Below are 16470 nucleotides of genomic sequence, written 5' to 3'. Positions count from 1 at the left end.
CGCCAGGCCCGCGCGGCCCGCCGGGCGGCCGAATCGGTGCCTCGCGATGCGACCCGCGCCGCGGGGCGGCCGGCCGGCGCGGTCCCGCGGGAGGCGCCCGGCGCCCGGGCGGCGCGGGCGGATGCGGTGCTGAGGCAGGCGAGGGGAGAGGTGCGATGATCGCCAGCGTGCGGGGCCGGGTGGCGACGGTGACGCCGGACGCCGCGGTGATCGAGGTGGGTGGCGTGGGGCTGAGCGTGCACTGTTCGCCGGGCACGCTCGCCGGCCTGCGTGCCGGCGAACAGGCGCGGCTGGCCACCAGCCTGGTGGTCCGGGAGGATTCGCTGACCCTGTACGGGTTCGCCGACGACGACGAGAAGTACCTGTTCGAACTGCTCCAGACGGCCAGCGGCGTGGGTCCGCGGCTGGCGCAGGCGGTGCTGGCGGTGCACAGCCCGGACACGGTGCGCAAGGCCATCGGCAACGGGGACACCGCCACGCTGACCCGGGTGCCCGGCATCGGGAAGAAGGGCGCCGAGCGGCTGGTCCTGGAGCTGCGGGACCGGGTCGGTCCGGTGCCGGTCGGCGCCGACGGCGCGGCCGGGGTCACCACCGGCGCCTGGGGGGACCAGGTGCGGCAGGGCCTGACCGGGCTCGGCTGGAGCGCGGCGCAGGCGGAGCAGGCGGTCGCGGCGGTCGCCGAGACGGTCGAGGGGACGCCGCCGCCGGTGCCGGTGCTGCTGCGCCAGGCCATCCGCCTGCTTGGGAAGGTCCGATGACCGCCGGGGCGGGCACCGGCGCCGGGGCGCACCGGTGAGCGAGCGGGACCTCGTCTCGGGGTACGCGGACGAGGCCGAGCGGGAGGCGGAGGCCAGCGTCCGGCCGAAGCGGCTCGCCGAGGTGATCGGGCAGCACCGGGTGCGGGAGCAGTTGGAGCTGCTGCTGGGCAGCGCGCTGCGGCGGGGTCGGCCGCCGGACCACATCCTGCTGTCCGGCGCCCCCGGCCTCGGCAAGACCACGATGGCGATGATCGTGGCCGCCGAGCTGGGCGTCGGGCTGCGGATCACCAGCGGTCCGGCGATCGAGCGCTCCGGCGACCTGGCCGCGATCCTGACCGGGCTGGCCACCGGCGACGTGCTGTTCATCGACGAGATTCACCGGATCGCCAAGCCGGCCGAGGAGCTGCTGTACAGCGCGATGGAGGACTTCCGGGTCGACGTGGTGGTCGGCAAGGGCCCGGGGGCGACCGCGATCCCGCTGGACGTGGAGCCGTTCACGCTGGTCGGGGCGACCACCCGGGCGGGCCTGCTGACCGGCCCGATGCGGGACCGGTTCGGCTTCGTCGGCCACCTGGACTTCTACCCGCCGCAGGAGCTGGAGCTGCTGGTGACCCGGTCGGCGCGGATCCTGGACGTGCCGATCACCCCGGACGGCGCCGTCGAGATCGCGGGCCGCTCGCGGGGCACCCCCCGGATCGCGAACCGGCTGTTGCGGCGGGTCCGGGACTACGCCGAGGTGCGCGCCGACGGGGTGGTGAACCAGACGACCGCGCGGGCGGCCCTGCGCGTCTACGACGTCGACGACCTGGGCTTGGACCGGCTCGACCGGGCGGTTCTGACCGCGCTGGTGGATTCGTTCGGCGGGGGGCCGGTGGGGCTGTCGACGCTGGCGGTGGCGGTGGGGGAGCAGCCGGACACGGTGGAGGAGGTGTGCGAGCCGTTCCTGGTGCGGGCGGGGCTGTTGGCGCGTACGCCGCGTGGTCGGGTCGCCACAGCCGGTGCCTGGCGTCACCTGGGGCGCACCCCTCCCGCGCACCGGTTCCTGGAGGGTGCCCCGGACCTGTTCGGCGGCGCCGCGACCGAATCGTGATCGACAAACCCCTGCCGACCGTATTCGGCGTTCCCAGGTCCAGCGACTAGACTCGCCGCGGTCCGACGCGGACACAAACCAGTTTCAGCAGGTGAAGTCGCCGCCGGCGCCGAGTGTCCGGCGGCGGCCGACGGGAAGGCGTACAGGTGGTCCAGGCAGCATCGAGCAGCGGTGGCGGCGCGAGCTACTTCCCGCTTCTCATGATCGTCCTGCTCTTCGGCGTCATGTACTTCATGATGATCCGTCCGCAGCAGAAGCGGCGCCGCCAGGCCGAGCAGATGCAGTCCTCGCTCACGCCGGGCACCGAGGTCATCACCATCGGCGGGCTGTACGGCACCGTCGTGGGCGTCGACGACGAGTCGGTGACGCTCGAGGTGGCCCCGGGCGTGCACACCCGGTACGCGCGGCAGGCGGTCGCCCGGGTGGTCAGCGAGGCCGAGGGTGCCGGGGATGTCGCGGCCGAGCCGGCCGACGAGGCGGAGCCGGCGGCCGAGCCGGTCAACCCGGTGGTCGACGAGCGCAGGAAGTGAGCGCCGGGTCGGCCCGGGGCACGGTGCGACGCGCCGGGTCCGGGCCGACCGGCGTGCCCGCACGGCGGACCCCGCGGGTCCGTCGCCATTGACACTGTTGGATAATCGCGGGCGGTGCCCCAGCGGCGTCGCCCGTGCGGCGCCCAGCGCCGTACGCACACCCGCGTCCGCCCGTCCGGGCGGAGCCCCACCACACCGCCGCGCCGGCGCAGCCAGCGGCGTAGCGCACAGGGAGACACGACAGCCGTGGCACCACCTCAGGGACAGATGCGCCCCGGGCGGCAGCTCGCCGTGCTCGGCCTCATCTTCGTCGTCCTCTACCTCCTGGTCTTCTTCTCCGGGACCGGTAACCTGCCCTTCGCCAAGCGGGTGGAGCCCAAGCTCGGGCTGGACCTGGTCGGCGGCACCCGGGTCACCCTCACGGCGACGAACCCGAACGGCACCGCGCCGCAGGCCAGCCAGTTGGAGCAGGCCCGCCAGATCATCGACGACCGGGTCAACGGCCTCGGCGTGACCGAGGCCGAGGTGGTCACCGAGGGCAACCAGAACATCGTGGTCTCCCTGGCCGGCAAGAACGACGACCGGCTCAAGGACATCGGCGAACCCGCCGAGCTGCGGTTCCGCAAGGTGCTGAAGGTGACCAACGGTGCGGCCGTGACCCCGCCGACGGCCACCCCGACGCCGACCGCCTCCGGCAGCGCGCCGCCGAGCACGCCTCCGGCCTCGGAGCCGGCCGCGACCGACCCCACGACCGCGCCGCCGGCCGGCAGCGAGTCCGCCACGCCGGCGCCCACCGCGTCGGCCACCCCGCCGCCGAGCCACCCCGAGTTGATCACGCAGGTCAAGGAGAAGGTCGGCGACTCGGTGTACGCGCAGGCCGAGGCGCTCACCGAGCCGGTGGACACCAGCGCGGACCCGGCCGCGGCGCAGACCTACGAGAAGTTTGGCGACCTGACCCCGGCCGAGGCGGCCGCGCTGCCGGTCCCGATGCAGTTCAACGTGCCCACGATCAACTGCGACCAGCTCAACGACCGGGCCGCGGGCTCGATCCGCGAGCCCAACCAGCAGGCGGTGGCGTGCGAGGGCAGCACCAAGTACCTGCTGGACGTGGCCAAGGTGCAGGGCACCGACGTCAAGGACGCGAGCGCGGTCCTGGAGAACGGCAGCGACTGGGCGGTCAGCCTCGACTTCACCGGCTCCGGCGAGAGCAAGTGGACCGCGCTGACCCGGGAGGCGTACAACAACGAGGGCAGCGCCTGCGACGCGAGCGCCCTCGGCGACCAGCAGCACTGCCTCGTCGCGGTGGTGCTGGACAACAAGGTCATCTCCGCGCCGCAGATCCTCGGCGTGCTGTCCAAGGGCTCGCAGATCACCGGCAGCTTCAGCCAGGTGCAGGCCCGGGAGCTGGCGAGCAAGCTCAAGTACGGTGCGCTGCCGCTGACCTTCAATGCCAGCGAGGCGCAGACCATCTCCGCGACGCTGGGCACCGAGCACCTCAAGGCCGGCCTGCTGGCCGCCGGCGTCGGCATGCTGCTGGTCATCATCTACGCGTTCTTCTACTACCGGCTGCTCGGCACGGTGATCTTCCTGAGCCTGATCCTGTCCGGGCTGCTGGTGTTCGGCGCGCTCATCGTGCTCGGCCGGCAGATCGGGTTCACCCTGACCCTCGCCGGCATAGCGGGCCTCATCGTCTCGCTGGGCGTCGCGGCGGACTCGTTCGTCATCTACTTCGAACGATTGAAGGACGAGATCCGCGACGGTCGATCACCGCGGAGCGCGGTGCCCCGGGCCTGGGCCCGGGCGCGGCGTACGATTATCTCCGCGAACGCCATTTCGATCATGGCCGCCGTGGTGCTCTACGTGGTGTCGGTCGGCACCGTGAAGGGCTTCGCGTTCGCGCTCGGCCTGGCCACGATCCTGGACCTGATGGTGGTCTTCCTGTTCCGGCACCCGATCATGACGATGTTCGCCAATACCCGGGCGTTCCTGTCGCCCAAGGTGAGCGGCCTCGGCCGGGTGCTCCAGCGGGACACCGAGACTCCGGCCACCACCCGCAACCCGCGCGCCAAGGAGGCCTGACATGAGCGGGCTCGCTACCCGGCTGTACCGCGGTGAGGCCGGCATCGACGTGGTGCGCAAGCGCCGCAACCTGTGGTTCCTGATCGCCGGCGCGCTGGTGGTCGTCGCGCTGTCCAGCTTCCTGATCCGCGGGTTCAGCCTCGGCATCGAGTTCTCCGGCGGCAACCAGTACCAGTTGCCCGCGTCGGCCGGCTCGCTGACCGAGGTGGAGGACGCGGCCAAGACGGCCGGCGCGGAGGTGGTCTCCGCGCAGACCGTCGGCCGCGGCGACAGCGCCACGTACCTGCTGCGTACCGGTGAGGTGACGCAGGAGGAGAACACGACGATCAAGCAGGGGCTGGCGCAGCGCCTGGGCATCGCCGCCGACCAGATCAGCGACAGTCGGGTCAGCCCGGCCTGGGGCGGCCAGGTGACCCGCCAGGCCCTGCTCGGCCTGTTGATCTTCCTGGTGCTGGTCTCGATCTACCTGATCCTGCGCTTCGAGTGGCGGATGGCGGCGGCGGCGGTCAGCTCGCTGCTGCTGGACCTGGTGGTCACCGCCGGCGTCTACTCGCTGGTCGGGTTCGAGGTGACGCCGTCCACGGTGATCGGCTTCCTGACCATCCTCGGCTTCGCCCTGTACGACGTCGTGGTGGTGTTCGACAAGGTCCAGGAGAACACCCGCGGGATCACCTCGGGCGCCGCGCAGACCTACCCCGAGGCGGCCAACCTGGCGGTCAACCAGACCCTGATGCGGTCGATCAACACCGGCCTGGTGGCGCTGTTGCCGGTCGGCGGCCTGCTGTTCATCGGTGCCGGCCTGCTCGGCGCGGGCACCCTGGAGGACCTCGGTCTCGTGCTGTTCGTCGGTATGGGTGCCGCCGTCTACTCGTCGATCTTCTTCGCCACGCCGGTGCTGACGCTGCTCAAGTCCCGGGAGCCGAAGTACGTGGCGCACACCCAGCGGGTCCTCGCCCGTCGGGCGCAACTGGCCAAGGGCGGCGCCGCGGACGCCAAGGCGGCGCGGGCGGCCCGGTCGGAGCCCGAGCCGGTGGACGCCACGCTCGCCGGCACGGCCGCGGGCGCGGCGGCGCCGAAGGCGGGCGCCCGGCCGGCCCCGCGGCGCGCTGGCGCGCCCGGCAACCGGGGCGGGAACCGCGGCGGCGGCGGCCGCGGCGGTCGGCCGAGCGGGAGCAAGCGACGCTGAGGCGGTAACGCTTTGTCGGGGTGGTTCGCCGTGCGGCGAACCACCCCGATTGCGCTAGGGTGAGGCCCGTGACCGAGGGTGCGACAGAGACAGCGGTGCGCGGCGACAGTGGCGTCGCGACCGCCGCGCTGGTGGCCAGCCGGGTCGTCGACGTGCCGGACTTCCCCAAGCCCGGCGTCGTCTTCAAGGACCTGTCGCCGGTGTTCGCCGACGGCGCGGTGTTCCACCGGGTGATCGACGCCATGGTGGACCACTACGGGGACGGCTTCGACGTCGTGGTGGGCATCGAGGCCCGCGGCTTCGTGCTGGCCGCCGCCGTCGCGTACGCCACCGGGGCGGGCGTCGTCCCGGTGCGCAAGGCCGGCAAGCTGCCCCGGGCGGCCTACGCGGCCTCCTATGAGCTGGAGTACGGCACCGCCGAGCTGGAGGTCCACCGGGACGCGTTCGGCCCCGGCCAGCGGGTGCTCGTGGTCGACGACGTGCTCGCCACCGGCGGCACGGCGGAGGCGTCGCTGGCCCTCGTGGAGCGGGCCGGCGGCACGGTGGCCGGCTTCACCGTGGTGCTGGAGCTGGGCTTTCTGGGCGGCCGGACGAGGCTGGCGCCGCGTCCGGTACACGCCCTGCTGTCCGTTTGAGGCATGGCCGTCCCGCCCGGCGCGGCGGTCGCGATAGGGGCGAGGCGTGGCTGCGACGGGTAGCATTGCCTATCTGACCGGGAGAAACGCGGGCGGCGCCCCAGTGCTGAACGATGCACGGGCGCCGCGCCGGATACCCCGACGACATGCGGTCGGGTCGACCCCGACCCCCGGCGAGTGTGATGGGTGAGGAGCGGCCGGTGTCCAGCGACGTGGCCCCTCCGACGGAGGGCGCGGTGATCCCGACGGGCCGAACCGGCGGCCGTCCCGACGACGACCCGGCCGGCATGCCAGGCTCGGCGGGCACGCCCGGTGCGGCGGGCACGCCCTCCGGTGCGCCCGGCCCGGCCGACCCGCCCGCGGTGGCGCCACCGTCCGGCGACCAGCCGGCGGAGGCTCAGCGGCCCCCCGCGGGGCAGGGGCCCGTGGCGGCCCGTCCCGCCGGCGAGGTGCCCGGGTCCGGTGACGACCCGGCCAGCGGCGCTGGTCCGGACAACGTCGTGCCGATCGACCGGGCGCAGCGGTCCGCCGCGACGCCGCGCAAGGCGGCACCAGGCACCGGGGCCGCGGGCAACGCGGCGCCGAGCCACCGGGCACCGACGAACGGGGCCCCGGGAAACGCGGCAGCGAGCAACGGGGTGCCGGGCACCACGGCACTGGGTAGCGGCGCACTGGGCAACGCCGGGCTGAGTAACGGCGCGCTGGGCAACGGGGGTCTGAACAACGGCGCGCCGAGCAACGGGAGCCCGAGCAACGGGGCGCTGAGCAACCCCGCGCCGGGCGGTGGGCCCGGCGAACCGGCCGGCGGCGAGGACGAGGGCGGCTACGGCTTCGGGCTGACCAACGCGCCGACCGGGCGGCGGGTCCGGGCGCGGCTGGCGCGGTTCAACGCGCCGTGGCAGACGTCCCAGGTCAGCGAGGTACTGGAGCCGCTGATCTCGACCCACCGGGCCAGCCACCCCAAGGCGGACGCCCGGCTGCTCCAGCGCGCCTTCGACGTGGCCGCCCGCTGGCACGCCGGCCAGTACCGCAAGTCCGGCGACCCGTACATCACGCACCCGTTGGCGGTCGCCACGATCCTGGCGAACCTCGGCATGGACACCACCACGCTGGTCGCCGCGCTGCTGCACGACACGATCGAGGACACCGCGTACGACCTGGAGCAGATGCGCGTCGACTTCGGCGGCGAGGTGGCGCTGCTGGTCGACGGCGTGACCAAGCTGGACCGGGTCAAGCTGGGCGACGCGGCCAAGGCGGAGACGATCCGCAAGATGGTCGTGGCGATGGCCAAGGACCCGCGGGTGCTGGTCATCAAGCTGGCCGACCGGCTGCACAACATGCGCACGCTGACCTTCCTGCCCCGCCCCAAGCAGGAGCAGAAGGCCAAGGAGACGCTGGAGATCCTGGCCCCGCTGGCGCACCGGCTGGGCATGAACACGATCAAGTGGGAGCTGGAGGACCTGGCCTTCGGCACGCTGTTCCCCAAGCGGTTCGAGGAGATCAACCGGCTGATCGGGGAGCATCAGCCGCAGCGCGAGGCCCTGCTGCGCCAGGTCACCAACAAGGTCGCCACCGACCTGCGCTCGGCGAAGATCAAGGCGGAGGTCACCGGCCGGCCGAAGCACCTGTACTCGATCTACCAGAAGATGATCGTGCGGGGCCGGGACTTCAACGACATCTACGACCTGGTCGGCGTGCGGATCCTGGTGGAGACCGTGCGCGACTGCTACGCGGCGCTGGGCGTCATCCACGCGAACTGGCAACCGGTACCGGGCCGGTTCAAGGACTACATTGCGATGCCCAAGTTCAACATGTACCAGTCGCTGCACACGACGGTCATCGGGCCGACCGGTAAGCCGGTCGAGATGCAGATCCGCACGTACGCGATGCACCGCACCGCCGAGTTCGGTATCGCCGCGCACTGGAAGTACAAGGAGCAGAAGGGCGCGACGATCGTCGGCCCGCCGGCGCACATCGACGAGATGACCTGGCTGCGGCAGTTGCTGGACTGGCAGCGGGAGGCGGCCGATCCCAGCGAGTTCCTGGACGCGCTGCGCTTCGACCTGTCCAGCCAGGAGGTCTACGTCTTCACGCCGAAGGGCGACGTGATCCCGCTGCCCACCGGCTCCACCCCGGTCGACTTCGCCTACGCGGTGCACACCGAGGTCGGGCACAAGTGCATCGGCGCCCGGGTCAACGGCAAGCTCGTGCCGCTGGAGTCGACCCTGTCCAACGGCGACGTGATCGAGATCTTCACGTCCAAGTCGGACACCGCGGCACCGACCCAGGACTGGCTCGGGTTCGTCAAGAGCCCGCGCGCCCGCACGAAGATCCGGCAGTACTTCAACAAGGAGCGCCGCGAGGAGGCGATCGAGACCGGCAAGGAGGCGATCGTCAAGGCGATGCGCAAGCAGGGCATGCCGCTGCAGCGGCTGCTCACCAGCGACGCGCTCATGACGATCGCCCGGGACCTGCACCTGGCCGACGTGTCCGCGCTCTACGCGGCGGTCGGCGACAACCAGGTCTCCGCCCAGTCCGTGGTGCAGCGGCTGATGGCCGGGTACGGCGGCGAGGAGGGCGCGGTCGAGGACATCGCCGAGACGGCGATGGCGACCCGCCCGCCCCGGCAGGGCCAGGCCAGCGACCCCGGCGTGGTGGTCCGCGGCGTGGACGACGTGTGGATCAAGCTGGCCCGGTGCTGCACGCCGGTACCCGGCGACGCGGTGTTCGGGTTCGTGACCCGCTCCGGCGGCGTCAGCGTGCACCGGGACGACTGCCTGAACGCGCAGGACCTGAAGAAGCAGCCGGAGCGGATGGTCGAGGTGAGCTGGAAGCCCACGTCGGCGTCCACGTTCCTGGTGGCCATCCAGGTGGAGGCGCTGGACCGGCACAAGTTGCTCGCGGACGTCACCCGGGTGCTCTCCGACGAGCGGGTCAACATCCTGTCCGCCACGGTCACCACGACCCGCGACCGGGTGGCGGTCAGCCGCTTCAGCTTCGAGATGGCCGACCCGAAGCACCTCGGCCACCTGCTGGCCACGGTGCGCAAGGTGGACGGCGTCTTCGACGCGTACCGGGTCACCTCGGGGGCCTGACCCGACCCTGAGATGCGCGTCGGGCGCCGGCCGAAGCCGGCGCCCGACGATCAGCCGGGGGGCGTTCAGTCCTGGACCGGCTCCATGGTGATCGACTTGATGGTGACGTCCTTCTTGGGGTGGCCGGTGCCGTCCCCGCCGGCGGCGTCGTTGCCCTCCTTGTCGACCTCGTCCAGGATCTTCAGGCCGTCCTCGTCGACCGTGCCGATGACCGCGTAGTTCGGCCCGTTCAGTTCGGTGTCCTGGGAGATGAAGAAGAACTGGCTGCCGTTGGTGCCCGGCCCGCTGTTCGCCATGGCCACCACGCCGCGGGGGTAGGCCGGCTTGTCGTTGGTGGGCAGGTTCTCGTCCTCGAACCGGTACGAGGGGCCGCCGGTGCCGTCCGTCTCGCGCCAGCCGGTGCCCTTCGCGCTCGGGTCGCCGCACTGGAGCATGCCCGGGAACGCGCGGTGACACCGGCTGTCGTTCAGGATGTTCTTGCTGGCCAGGTTCCGGAAGTTGGCCGCGATGCAGGGCGCCTTGGCCAGGTTGATCTTCACGTTGAGGGCGCCGAGGTTGGTGTCCACCTTCATCACCTGCGTCCCGTTGTTCGGGAGGTCGGTGGTCGGCGGCAGGCCGGCGTCCACGACCTGCGGGCTGCGCTCCTCCGGGGGCACCTCGGTCCAGGCGCAGGTGGCGCCGTTGGCGGTCGCGGCGGGCTTGTCGTCGCCGCCGGCGAACTTGGCCACCGCCCAGACCGCGCCGGCGGCGACGAGCAGGACCGCCACTCCCGCGCCGATGCCGGTCTGGACCTGGCGCCGCTTGCGGGCGGCCGCCGCCCGTTCGCTCATCTGCCGCTCGAGGCGGGCCCGCGCCGCCGCGCGCTGGCGCTCCCTGGTGGACGTCACGGTCGTTCCTCCTGGACCTGCTATGGGGTGGGGCCGTCGAAAGCCGTCAGGACCGCCGGCCGGTCACGTGCTCGTTGGGGTTCGTCGTCTGCTCACTGCGAATTCGGGGTGGCGCTCCCGTCCAGGGTGGCGTCCGCGCCCGCCGTGGGGCTGGCGGTGGGCTCGCCCGGGTCGGTCACCGTCAGGCTGTCGATCGTGATGGTGTCCTTCGGCTTGGTCTGCTCGCCGGAGCCATTGTCCACCGCGCCGGCCTTGCCGATCGCGTCCACGACGTCCTGGCCGCCGGTCACGTCGCCGATGATCGAGTACGCGGGGGACTCCGCGGGCGTGAAGTCCTTGAAGAAGATCAGGAACTGGCTGCCGAAGCTGCCCGGGGGGTTGCCGATCAGGGCGACCGTGCCGCGCCGGTACACCGGGGCGGCGTCCGCGGGCGGGCTCGCGCTGGGCGTGGCGTCGGGGCTCGCGCTGGCGCTCGGGTCGGCGCTCGGGCTCTCGCTCGGCTGCGGTGCGTCGGGGACGTTCTCGCCGAAGAACGTGTACGCCGCGCCGCCGTTGCCGGTGCCGGACGGGTCGCCGCAGCGCAGCGCCGCCCCGTCGGTGATCTCGTGGCACGTCGTGCCGTTGAAGAAGCCCTGGTCGGCCAGGTACTTCAGGCTGGCCCCGCCGCACGGGGAGGCGCTGAGGTCGAGGTCCGCCGTGACGGTCTGGCCGTTCAGCGACACGCTCAGGGTCCGGTGCCCGCTGGAGAGGTTGCCGTTCTCCGGCGGGAGGCCGACGTCCTTCAGGTCCGCGTTCGCGGTCGCGTCCTGCCCGTTCCACTGGCACTGCGGCGAGGCCGTGGTGGTCGGCTCGGAGTCGAACACCCCGAAGATCCACAGACCGCCCATGACCAGCGCCAGCACGACCGCACCCGCCACGACCCCGGCCTGGACCCGCCGGCGCCGGTGTGCGGCCGCCGCCCGGCGGGCCATCTGACGCTCGTGCTTCAGGCGCGCCAACTTGCGCTGCCGGTCCCTGGTGGAAGCCACCCGCGCTCCCTCTCTCATCACGTACGTCGATATGGCCAGGTTGCCCGGCCGGCGTGGCCCGCGCCACACGCCCGCAAGAGTGTACGGCGTGTAGCTGGGAACTAAATGGGTGAGGGTAGCCTGTGCGCGCGGCGGTAGTGTAGCCCCGGTACGCGGCTGGAATTGGAGAGATCACCACGATGCTCGTCGCTGGCTTCCCCGCTCCGGGCCTGGGCACGAACTGCTACGTCGTGGCCACCGCGCCGGGGGAGCAGTGCGTGGTCGTGGATCCCGGCATCGGCGCGGTCGACCAGCTCGAGGAACTGCTCGCCGAGCACCGGCTGCACCCCGCCGCGGTCCTGCTGACCCACGGCCACCTGGACCACACGTTCTCGGTCGTACCCGTCTGCGGCGCGCGGGGCATCCCCGCGTACATCCACCCGGCGGACCGCGACCTGCTCGCCGACCCGGCCAAGGCGCTCTCCGCCGACCTGGTCGCGCTGTTCGGCGGCCGGCTGCCCTGCACCGAGCCGGACGACGTCGCCGAACTGACCGACGGCGCCACCCTGAACCTGGTCGGCCTGGCGGTCACGGTCGACCATGCCCCGGGCCATACCGGCGGGTCGGTGATGTTCCGGCTGCCCGGCGACCCCGGCTTCGCCGACGGCGCGCCCGTCTGCCTCACCGGGGACGTGCTGTTCGCCGGCTCGATCGGCCGCACCGACCTGCCCGGCGGCGACACCGCCGCGATGATGGCCAGCCTGCGCGACCGGGTGCTGCCGCTGGCGGACGAGACACTGGTCCTGCCCGGCCACGGCCCGGCGACCACGATCGGCCGCGAGCGCGCCGGCAACCCGTACCTGCGGATGGCGCTGGAAGGCCGGGCCGCCGCGCCCGCCCGCGGCCGCTAGCTTCCGCCCCACCGCTTCCCGCCTGACCAGTCCTGGAGATCCTCGCCTCATGAGCAAGCCCATGCCGCTGTCCGGCTTCCCCGAGTGGCTGCCCGCCCAGCGCATCGTCGAGCAGCGGGTCCTGGCCCGCATCCAGCGCACCTTCGAACTGTACGGCTACGCGTCGGTGGAGACCCGCGCGGTCGAGCCGCTGGACCAGTTGCTGCGCAAGGGGGAGACCTCCAAGGAGGTCTACGTGCTGCGCCGCCTGCACGGCGGCGACGACGAGGAGGCGTCCCTCGGGCTGCACTTCGACATGACCGTCCCGTTCGCCCGGTACGTCCTGGAGAACGCCGGGCGGCTGCACTTCCCGTTCCGCCGCTACCAGATCCAGAAGGCGTGGCGCGGCGAGCGGCCGCAGGAGGGCCGGTACCGCGAGTTCGTCCAGGCCGACATCGACGTGGTCGACCGGGACACGCTGCCGTTCCACTACGACGTCGAGATGCCCCTGGTGCTCGGGGACGCGCTCGGTGGCCTGCCGATCCCGCCGGTCCGCATCCAGGTGAACAACCGCAAGGTCTGCGAGGGTTTCTACCGGGGCCTGGGCATCGGGGATCCGGAGGCGGCCCTGCGCGCCGTGGACAAACTCGACAAGATCGGTCCGGGGAAGGTTGCGGACCTGCTCATGACCAGCGCGGGCGCCACCGAGGCGCAGGCCCGGATGTGCCTGTCCCTGGCCGAGATCAGCGCGCCGGACCCGTCCTTCGCCGACCGGGTGCTCGCCCTCGGCGTCCGCGACCCGCTGCTGGACGAGGGGCTGGGCGAACTGGTCCAGGTGATCGAGGCAGCCGCCGAGCACGCGCCCGGCCTCTGCGTCGCGGACCTGCGGATCGCCCGCGGCCTGGACTACTACACCGGCACCGTCTACGAGACCCAACTGCGTGGCTACGAGCGCTTCGGCTCGGTCGGCTCCGGCGGCCGATACGACAACCTCGCGACCTCCGGCACCGAGCGGTACCCCGGCGTCGGCATGTCGATCGGGGTCACCCGCCTGCTCGGGCTGCTGTTCGGCCGCAACGCGCTGACCGCGACCCGCTCGGTGCCGACCTGCGTCCTGGTCGCCCTGCCCGGCGAGGACGACCGGCGCGCGGCCGGACGGATCGCCACCGCGCTGCGGGCCCGGGGCATCCCCACCGAGGTCGCCCCCGTGCCCGCGAAGTACGGCAAGCAGATCCGCTTCGCCGAGCGGCGCGGCATCCCGTACGTGTGGTTCCCCGGCGAGCCCGACACGGTGAAGGACATCCGCTCCGGCGAGCAGGTCGAGGCGGCGGCCGACGCCTGGACCCCGCCCGCCGAGGATCTCGACCCGCTCATCGCCCAGTCTCCGGCCTGACCGGCCGGCCCCCGTCCGCAGCGCACCGGACCGCCCCGCCGGCCCGGTGCGGACGGTCCGTGCAGGCGGCGTCACCCACTGCCGATATGATCGCGGCGTCTCGGTGCCGTGGGGAGGCGATCATGCAGGATGACCTGGAGCGCATGCGGGAGGCGGAGGCCGCGCGGCGCGCGGGGCGACAGCGAGTGGACCGGCTGTTCGCCGAGATGGCCGGGCGGCACCACACCGGCGCGGCGGCGGACGGGACGGTGACCGCACGGATCGACGGGTGCGGGATGGTGCTGGCCGTGGACATCCAGCCGGACGGCATGTCCCTGTCCCCTCAGGACCTCTCGGCGCGGGTGCTGGAGGCGCTGCGGGAGGCGCAGGAGGTCGCGCAGCGGGGGCAGCGGGACTTCCTCGCCCGCCGGTGGACGACCGGGCGTCGCGGCTGACCGCCCGCCGTCCCGCGCCGGACCTTCGCGCACACCTCACCGCGCAACGGGCAGGCCGGGCTTGAGCGCGTTGACTATGTTGATGCCCGATACCAAGATCTGGGTCCGTCGGCGCCCCGGCCGGGTGCGCGGGAGTGGAGAGGGTGGTGGCGGGTGACGGTGACGCTGACACGGCCGCCGGCGACCGGCGGTGCGCGGCCCGGGGCGGGCGGCGCGCGGCGTCGCCTGGTGCCGCGGCTGGACAGCACCCCGCGCCGGCTCGGCGCCGTCCTGGCGGCGCTGGTGGCGGCGGGCCTGCTGCTCGGCGTCGTGTCGTTCGCCGGGGTGCGGCAGCGGGCCGGCCTGATCGACGGCGTGACCACGCGCGGTGGCGAGCTCACCGTGGCGGCCCAGAACCTGTACCGGGCGCTGTCCGACGCGGACGCCACCGCGGCGAGCGCGTTCCTGGCCGGCGGGGTGGAGCCGGCCGAGCAGCGGGCGCGGTACCAGGCGGACGTCACGAAGGCCGCCTCGGCGCTGGCGGTGCTCGCCGCCGGGCGGGAGGGCGACGGCGGGCGGGACGACGCGCTGGCGACGATCTCGGCGCAGTTGCCGGTCTACACCGGCCTGGTGGAGACCGCCCGGGTCTACAACCGGCAGGGGCTGCCGCTCGGCGCGGCGTACCTGCGCGAGGCGTCCGGCCTGATGCGCAGCCAGCTGCTGCCCGCGGCGCAGCAGCTCTACCGGTCCGTCGCGGCGGATCTGGACCGGGGCCGCGACGGTGGCGCCGGCTTCCCCTGGTTCGCGGTGCTGCTCGGCGTGGCGACGATCGCCGGGCTGGTCTGGGCGCAGCGGTGGCTGACCCGGCGCACCAACCGGGTCTTCAACATCGGGCTGCTGGTCGCCACGGCGGCGGCGGTGCTGCTGATCCTCTGGCTGGGGGTGACCGCGCTGGTCGCCGGCGCCCGGCTGGAGGCCGGCCGGGTGGAGGGTTCGGCCCAGGTGGACCGCCTGGTCGAGGCCCGCGTGGCGGCGTTGCAGGCCCGGGCCGACGAGTCGCTGACCCTGGTCGCGCGCGGGGCCGGCGGCGACTTCGAGGAGGACTACGTCGCGATGATGGCGCAACTGGCCGGCAACGACGGCGACGGCGGCCTGCTCGCCCTGACCGCCGGCCAGGCGCGCGACCCGCGGACCGGGCAGGCGGCCCGCGCCGCGGGCGCGGAGGCGAAACGCTGGCTCGAGACCCACCGCGAGGTGCGCGAGCTGGACGACAACGGCTCGTACACCGAGGCCGTGAAGCTGGCCGTCGGCCCGGGCGAGAACACCACCAGCGCCCGGTTCACCGCCCTGGACGAGAGCCTGGCGGACGCGATCGCGGTCAACGGCGACCGGTTCCAGGCGCGCTCGCGCTCCGCCGGTCGCGCGCTCACCGGCGTGGACGTCGGGGTGGTCCTGCTGTCGGCGCTGATCGTGCTCGGCGCGGCCCTCGGGTTGCAGCGCCGGATTGCCGAGTACCGGTGAGGGGGATCGGGATGCGCAGGATGCTCGCGGCGGCGGGGGCGCTGGCGGCGGCGCTGGCGATGGCGGCGTGCGGCGGGGGCCCGGCGGCGCTGCCCGGCGCGGCCGACGTGCAGGCGGCGCCGATGCCGGTCGGCGCGAAGGACCCGGCGGACGTGCCGACCGCGGACGCCGCCGACACCGGCTGCGACGCCCGGGCGAGCCTGCGCCCGTCCGGCGAGCTGCCGAAGCCGGGGAGCATGCCGGCGGGCTCGACGATGGCGACGATCGCCGCGCGCGGCCGGCTGATCGCCGGGGTGGACCAGAACAGCTACCGGTTCGGCTTCCGCGATCCGGCCAGCGGCGAGCTGACCGGCTTCGACGTGGACGTGGCGCGGGAGGTCGCCCGGGCCATCTTCGGCGACCCCAACAAGATCCAGTTCCGGGCCACGAACTCGGCGGCGCGGATACCGTCGCTGCAGGACGGCACCGTGGACATCGTGGTGCAGACCATGACGGTCAACTGCGCCCGGTGGAAGCAGGTGGCCTTCTCCACCGAGTACTTCACCGCGGGGCAGCGGATCCTGGTGAACAAGGCATCCGGGATCACCGACATCGACGGGTTGCGGGGCCGGAAGGTGTGCGCGGCGGCGGGCAGCACGTCGATCGTGAACCTGGCCGCGTCCCCGGCCAAGCCGAGCCTGGTCTCGGTGCCGGACTGGACCGACTGCCTGGTGATGCTCCAGCAGAACCAGGTGGCCGCGGTCTCCACCGACGACAGCATCCTGGCCGGCCTCGCCGCCCAGGACCCGAACACCGCCGTGGTCGGCAAGCGGTTCAGCGACGAGCCGTACGGGATCGGCGTGAAGCTCACCTCGACCGATCTGGTCCGGTTCATCAACGGCGTGCTGGAGCGGATGCGCGCGGACGGCACCTGGAACCGGCTCTACGACAAGTGGCTCACCGCGCTCGGCCCGGCGTCGCCACCGCCCGCCAAGTACCGGGATTGA

At 73.2% G+C, this 16470-nt stretch carries 14 protein-coding genes; 12 read left to right on the top strand and 2 right to left on the bottom strand.

Going from position 1 to position 16470, the window contains the following annotated elements; genetic code table 11:
- The first annotated feature begins 155 nt into the window (after positions 1-155).
- The 7 genes from ruvA (at position 156) to KJS59_RS19180 (ending at position 9373) form a co-directional block, all read left to right on the top strand.
- Positions 156-758, top strand: coding sequence for a Holliday junction branch migration protein RuvA (gene ruvA, locus KJS59_RS19210; RefSeq protein WP_213454304.1), 603 nt, complete (start codon positions 156-158; stop codon positions 756-758).
- A 34-nt stretch (positions 759-792) separates the two neighbouring features.
- Positions 793-1848 carry a Holliday junction branch migration DNA helicase RuvB gene (ruvB, locus tag KJS59_RS19205; RefSeq protein WP_213454303.1) on the top strand — a complete coding sequence of 352 codons (1056 nt, stop codon included), beginning with the start codon at positions 793-795 and terminating at the stop codon, positions 1846-1848.
- A gap of 200 nt (positions 1849-2048) precedes the next feature.
- Complete coding sequence (yajC, locus tag KJS59_RS19200) at positions 2049-2378, top strand: preprotein translocase subunit YajC (RefSeq protein ID WP_213454320.1); 330 nt, start codon at positions 2049-2051, stop codon at positions 2376-2378.
- 246 nt (positions 2379-2624) lie between these two features.
- On the top strand, positions 2625-4457 hold the full coding sequence (gene secD, locus KJS59_RS19195) for a protein translocase subunit SecD (protein ID WP_213454302.1): 1833 nt from the start codon (positions 2625-2627) through the stop codon (positions 4455-4457).
- A 1-nt stretch (position 4458) separates the two neighbouring features.
- On the top strand, positions 4459-5643 hold the full coding sequence (secF, locus tag KJS59_RS19190; protein ID WP_213454301.1) for a protein translocase subunit SecF: 1185 nt from the start codon (positions 4459-4461) through the stop codon (positions 5641-5643).
- Positions 5644-5711: 68 nt separating this feature from the next.
- Positions 5712-6278 (top strand): adenine phosphoribosyltransferase, encoded by a 567-nt coding sequence (locus tag KJS59_RS19185; RefSeq protein WP_213454300.1) that lies wholly within the window; start codon positions 5712-5714, stop codon positions 6276-6278.
- Between the two features lie 200 nt (positions 6279-6478).
- On the top strand, positions 6479-9373 hold the full coding sequence (locus tag KJS59_RS19180; RefSeq protein WP_249714426.1) for a RelA/SpoT family protein: 2895 nt from the start codon (positions 6479-6481) through the stop codon (positions 9371-9373).
- A 65-nt stretch (positions 9374-9438) separates the two neighbouring features.
- On the opposite strand, the gene KJS59_RS19175 is transcribed toward KJS59_RS19180, so the two are convergent.
- Together KJS59_RS19175 and KJS59_RS19170 are read right to left on the bottom strand one after the other, a co-directional pair.
- Entirely contained in the window at positions 9439-10260 is an 822-nt protein-coding gene (locus tag KJS59_RS19175; RefSeq protein ID WP_249714424.1) for a peptidylprolyl isomerase, read from the bottom strand.
- A gap of 92 nt (positions 10261-10352) precedes the next feature.
- Positions 10353-11288 carry a peptidylprolyl isomerase gene (locus KJS59_RS19170; protein WP_213454299.1) on the bottom strand — a complete coding sequence of 312 codons (936 nt, stop codon included), beginning with the start codon at positions 11286-11288 and terminating at the stop codon, positions 10353-10355.
- A gap of 179 nt (positions 11289-11467) precedes the next feature.
- Between KJS59_RS19170 and KJS59_RS19165 the strand changes: the two genes are divergently transcribed.
- The 5 genes from KJS59_RS19165 to KJS59_RS19145 all read left to right on the top strand — a co-directional run bounded on the left by KJS59_RS19165 (position 11468) and on the right by KJS59_RS19145 (position 16470).
- Complete coding sequence (locus tag KJS59_RS19165; protein WP_213454298.1) at positions 11468-12178, top strand: MBL fold metallo-hydrolase; 711 nt, start codon at positions 11468-11470, stop codon at positions 12176-12178.
- Positions 12179-12227: 49 nt separating this feature from the next.
- Positions 12228-13550, top strand: a complete 1323-nt coding sequence (gene hisS, locus KJS59_RS19160; RefSeq protein WP_213454297.1) for a histidine--tRNA ligase — start codon at positions 12228-12230, stop codon at positions 13548-13550.
- A 122-nt stretch (positions 13551-13672) separates the two neighbouring features.
- Positions 13673-13984, top strand: a complete 312-nt coding sequence (locus tag KJS59_RS19155; protein ID WP_213454296.1) for a YbaB/EbfC family nucleoid-associated protein — start codon at positions 13673-13675, stop codon at positions 13982-13984.
- Between the two features lie 153 nt (positions 13985-14137).
- On the top strand, positions 14138-15484 hold the full coding sequence (locus tag KJS59_RS19150; protein WP_213454295.1) for a hypothetical protein: 1347 nt from the start codon (positions 14138-14140) through the stop codon (positions 15482-15484).
- Between the two features lie 11 nt (positions 15485-15495).
- A complete protein-coding gene (locus tag KJS59_RS19145) occupies positions 15496-16470 on the top strand; it encodes a glutamate ABC transporter substrate-binding protein (protein ID WP_213454294.1) in 975 nt (324 codons plus the stop codon).

This window comes from Rhizomonospora bruguierae, assembly GCF_018397995.1.
GTDB lineage: Bacteria > Actinomycetota > Actinomycetes > Mycobacteriales > Micromonosporaceae > Rhizomonospora > Rhizomonospora bruguierae.
Note: the sequence above shows the minus strand (reverse complement) of the source record. Positions and strands in the feature narration are given on the sequence as shown.

Excerpts from the sequence above, each read along its gene's own strand:
- ruvA (WP_213454304.1), top strand. The coding sequence starts at position 156 with ATGATCGCCAGCGTGCGGGGCCGGGTGGCGACGGTGACGCCGGACGCC.
- KJS59_RS19155 (WP_213454296.1), top strand. The coding sequence starts at position 13,673 with ATGCAGGATGACCTGGAGCGCATGCGGGAGGCGGAGGCCGCGCGGCGC.
- KJS59_RS19165 (WP_213454298.1), top strand. The coding sequence starts at position 11,468 with ATGCTCGTCGCTGGCTTCCCCGCTCCGGGCCTGGGCACGAACTGCTAC.
- KJS59_RS19145 (WP_213454294.1), top strand. The coding sequence starts at position 15,496 with ATGCGCAGGATGCTCGCGGCGGCGGGGGCGCTGGCGGCGGCGCTGGCG.
- hisS (WP_213454297.1), top strand. The coding sequence starts at position 12,228 with ATGAGCAAGCCCATGCCGCTGTCCGGCTTCCCCGAGTGGCTGCCCGCC.
- secF (WP_213454301.1), top strand. The coding sequence starts at position 4,459 with ATGAGCGGGCTCGCTACCCGGCTGTACCGCGGTGAGGCCGGCATCGAC.
- yajC (WP_213454320.1), top strand. The coding sequence starts at position 2,049 with ATGATCGTCCTGCTCTTCGGCGTCATGTACTTCATGATGATCCGTCCG.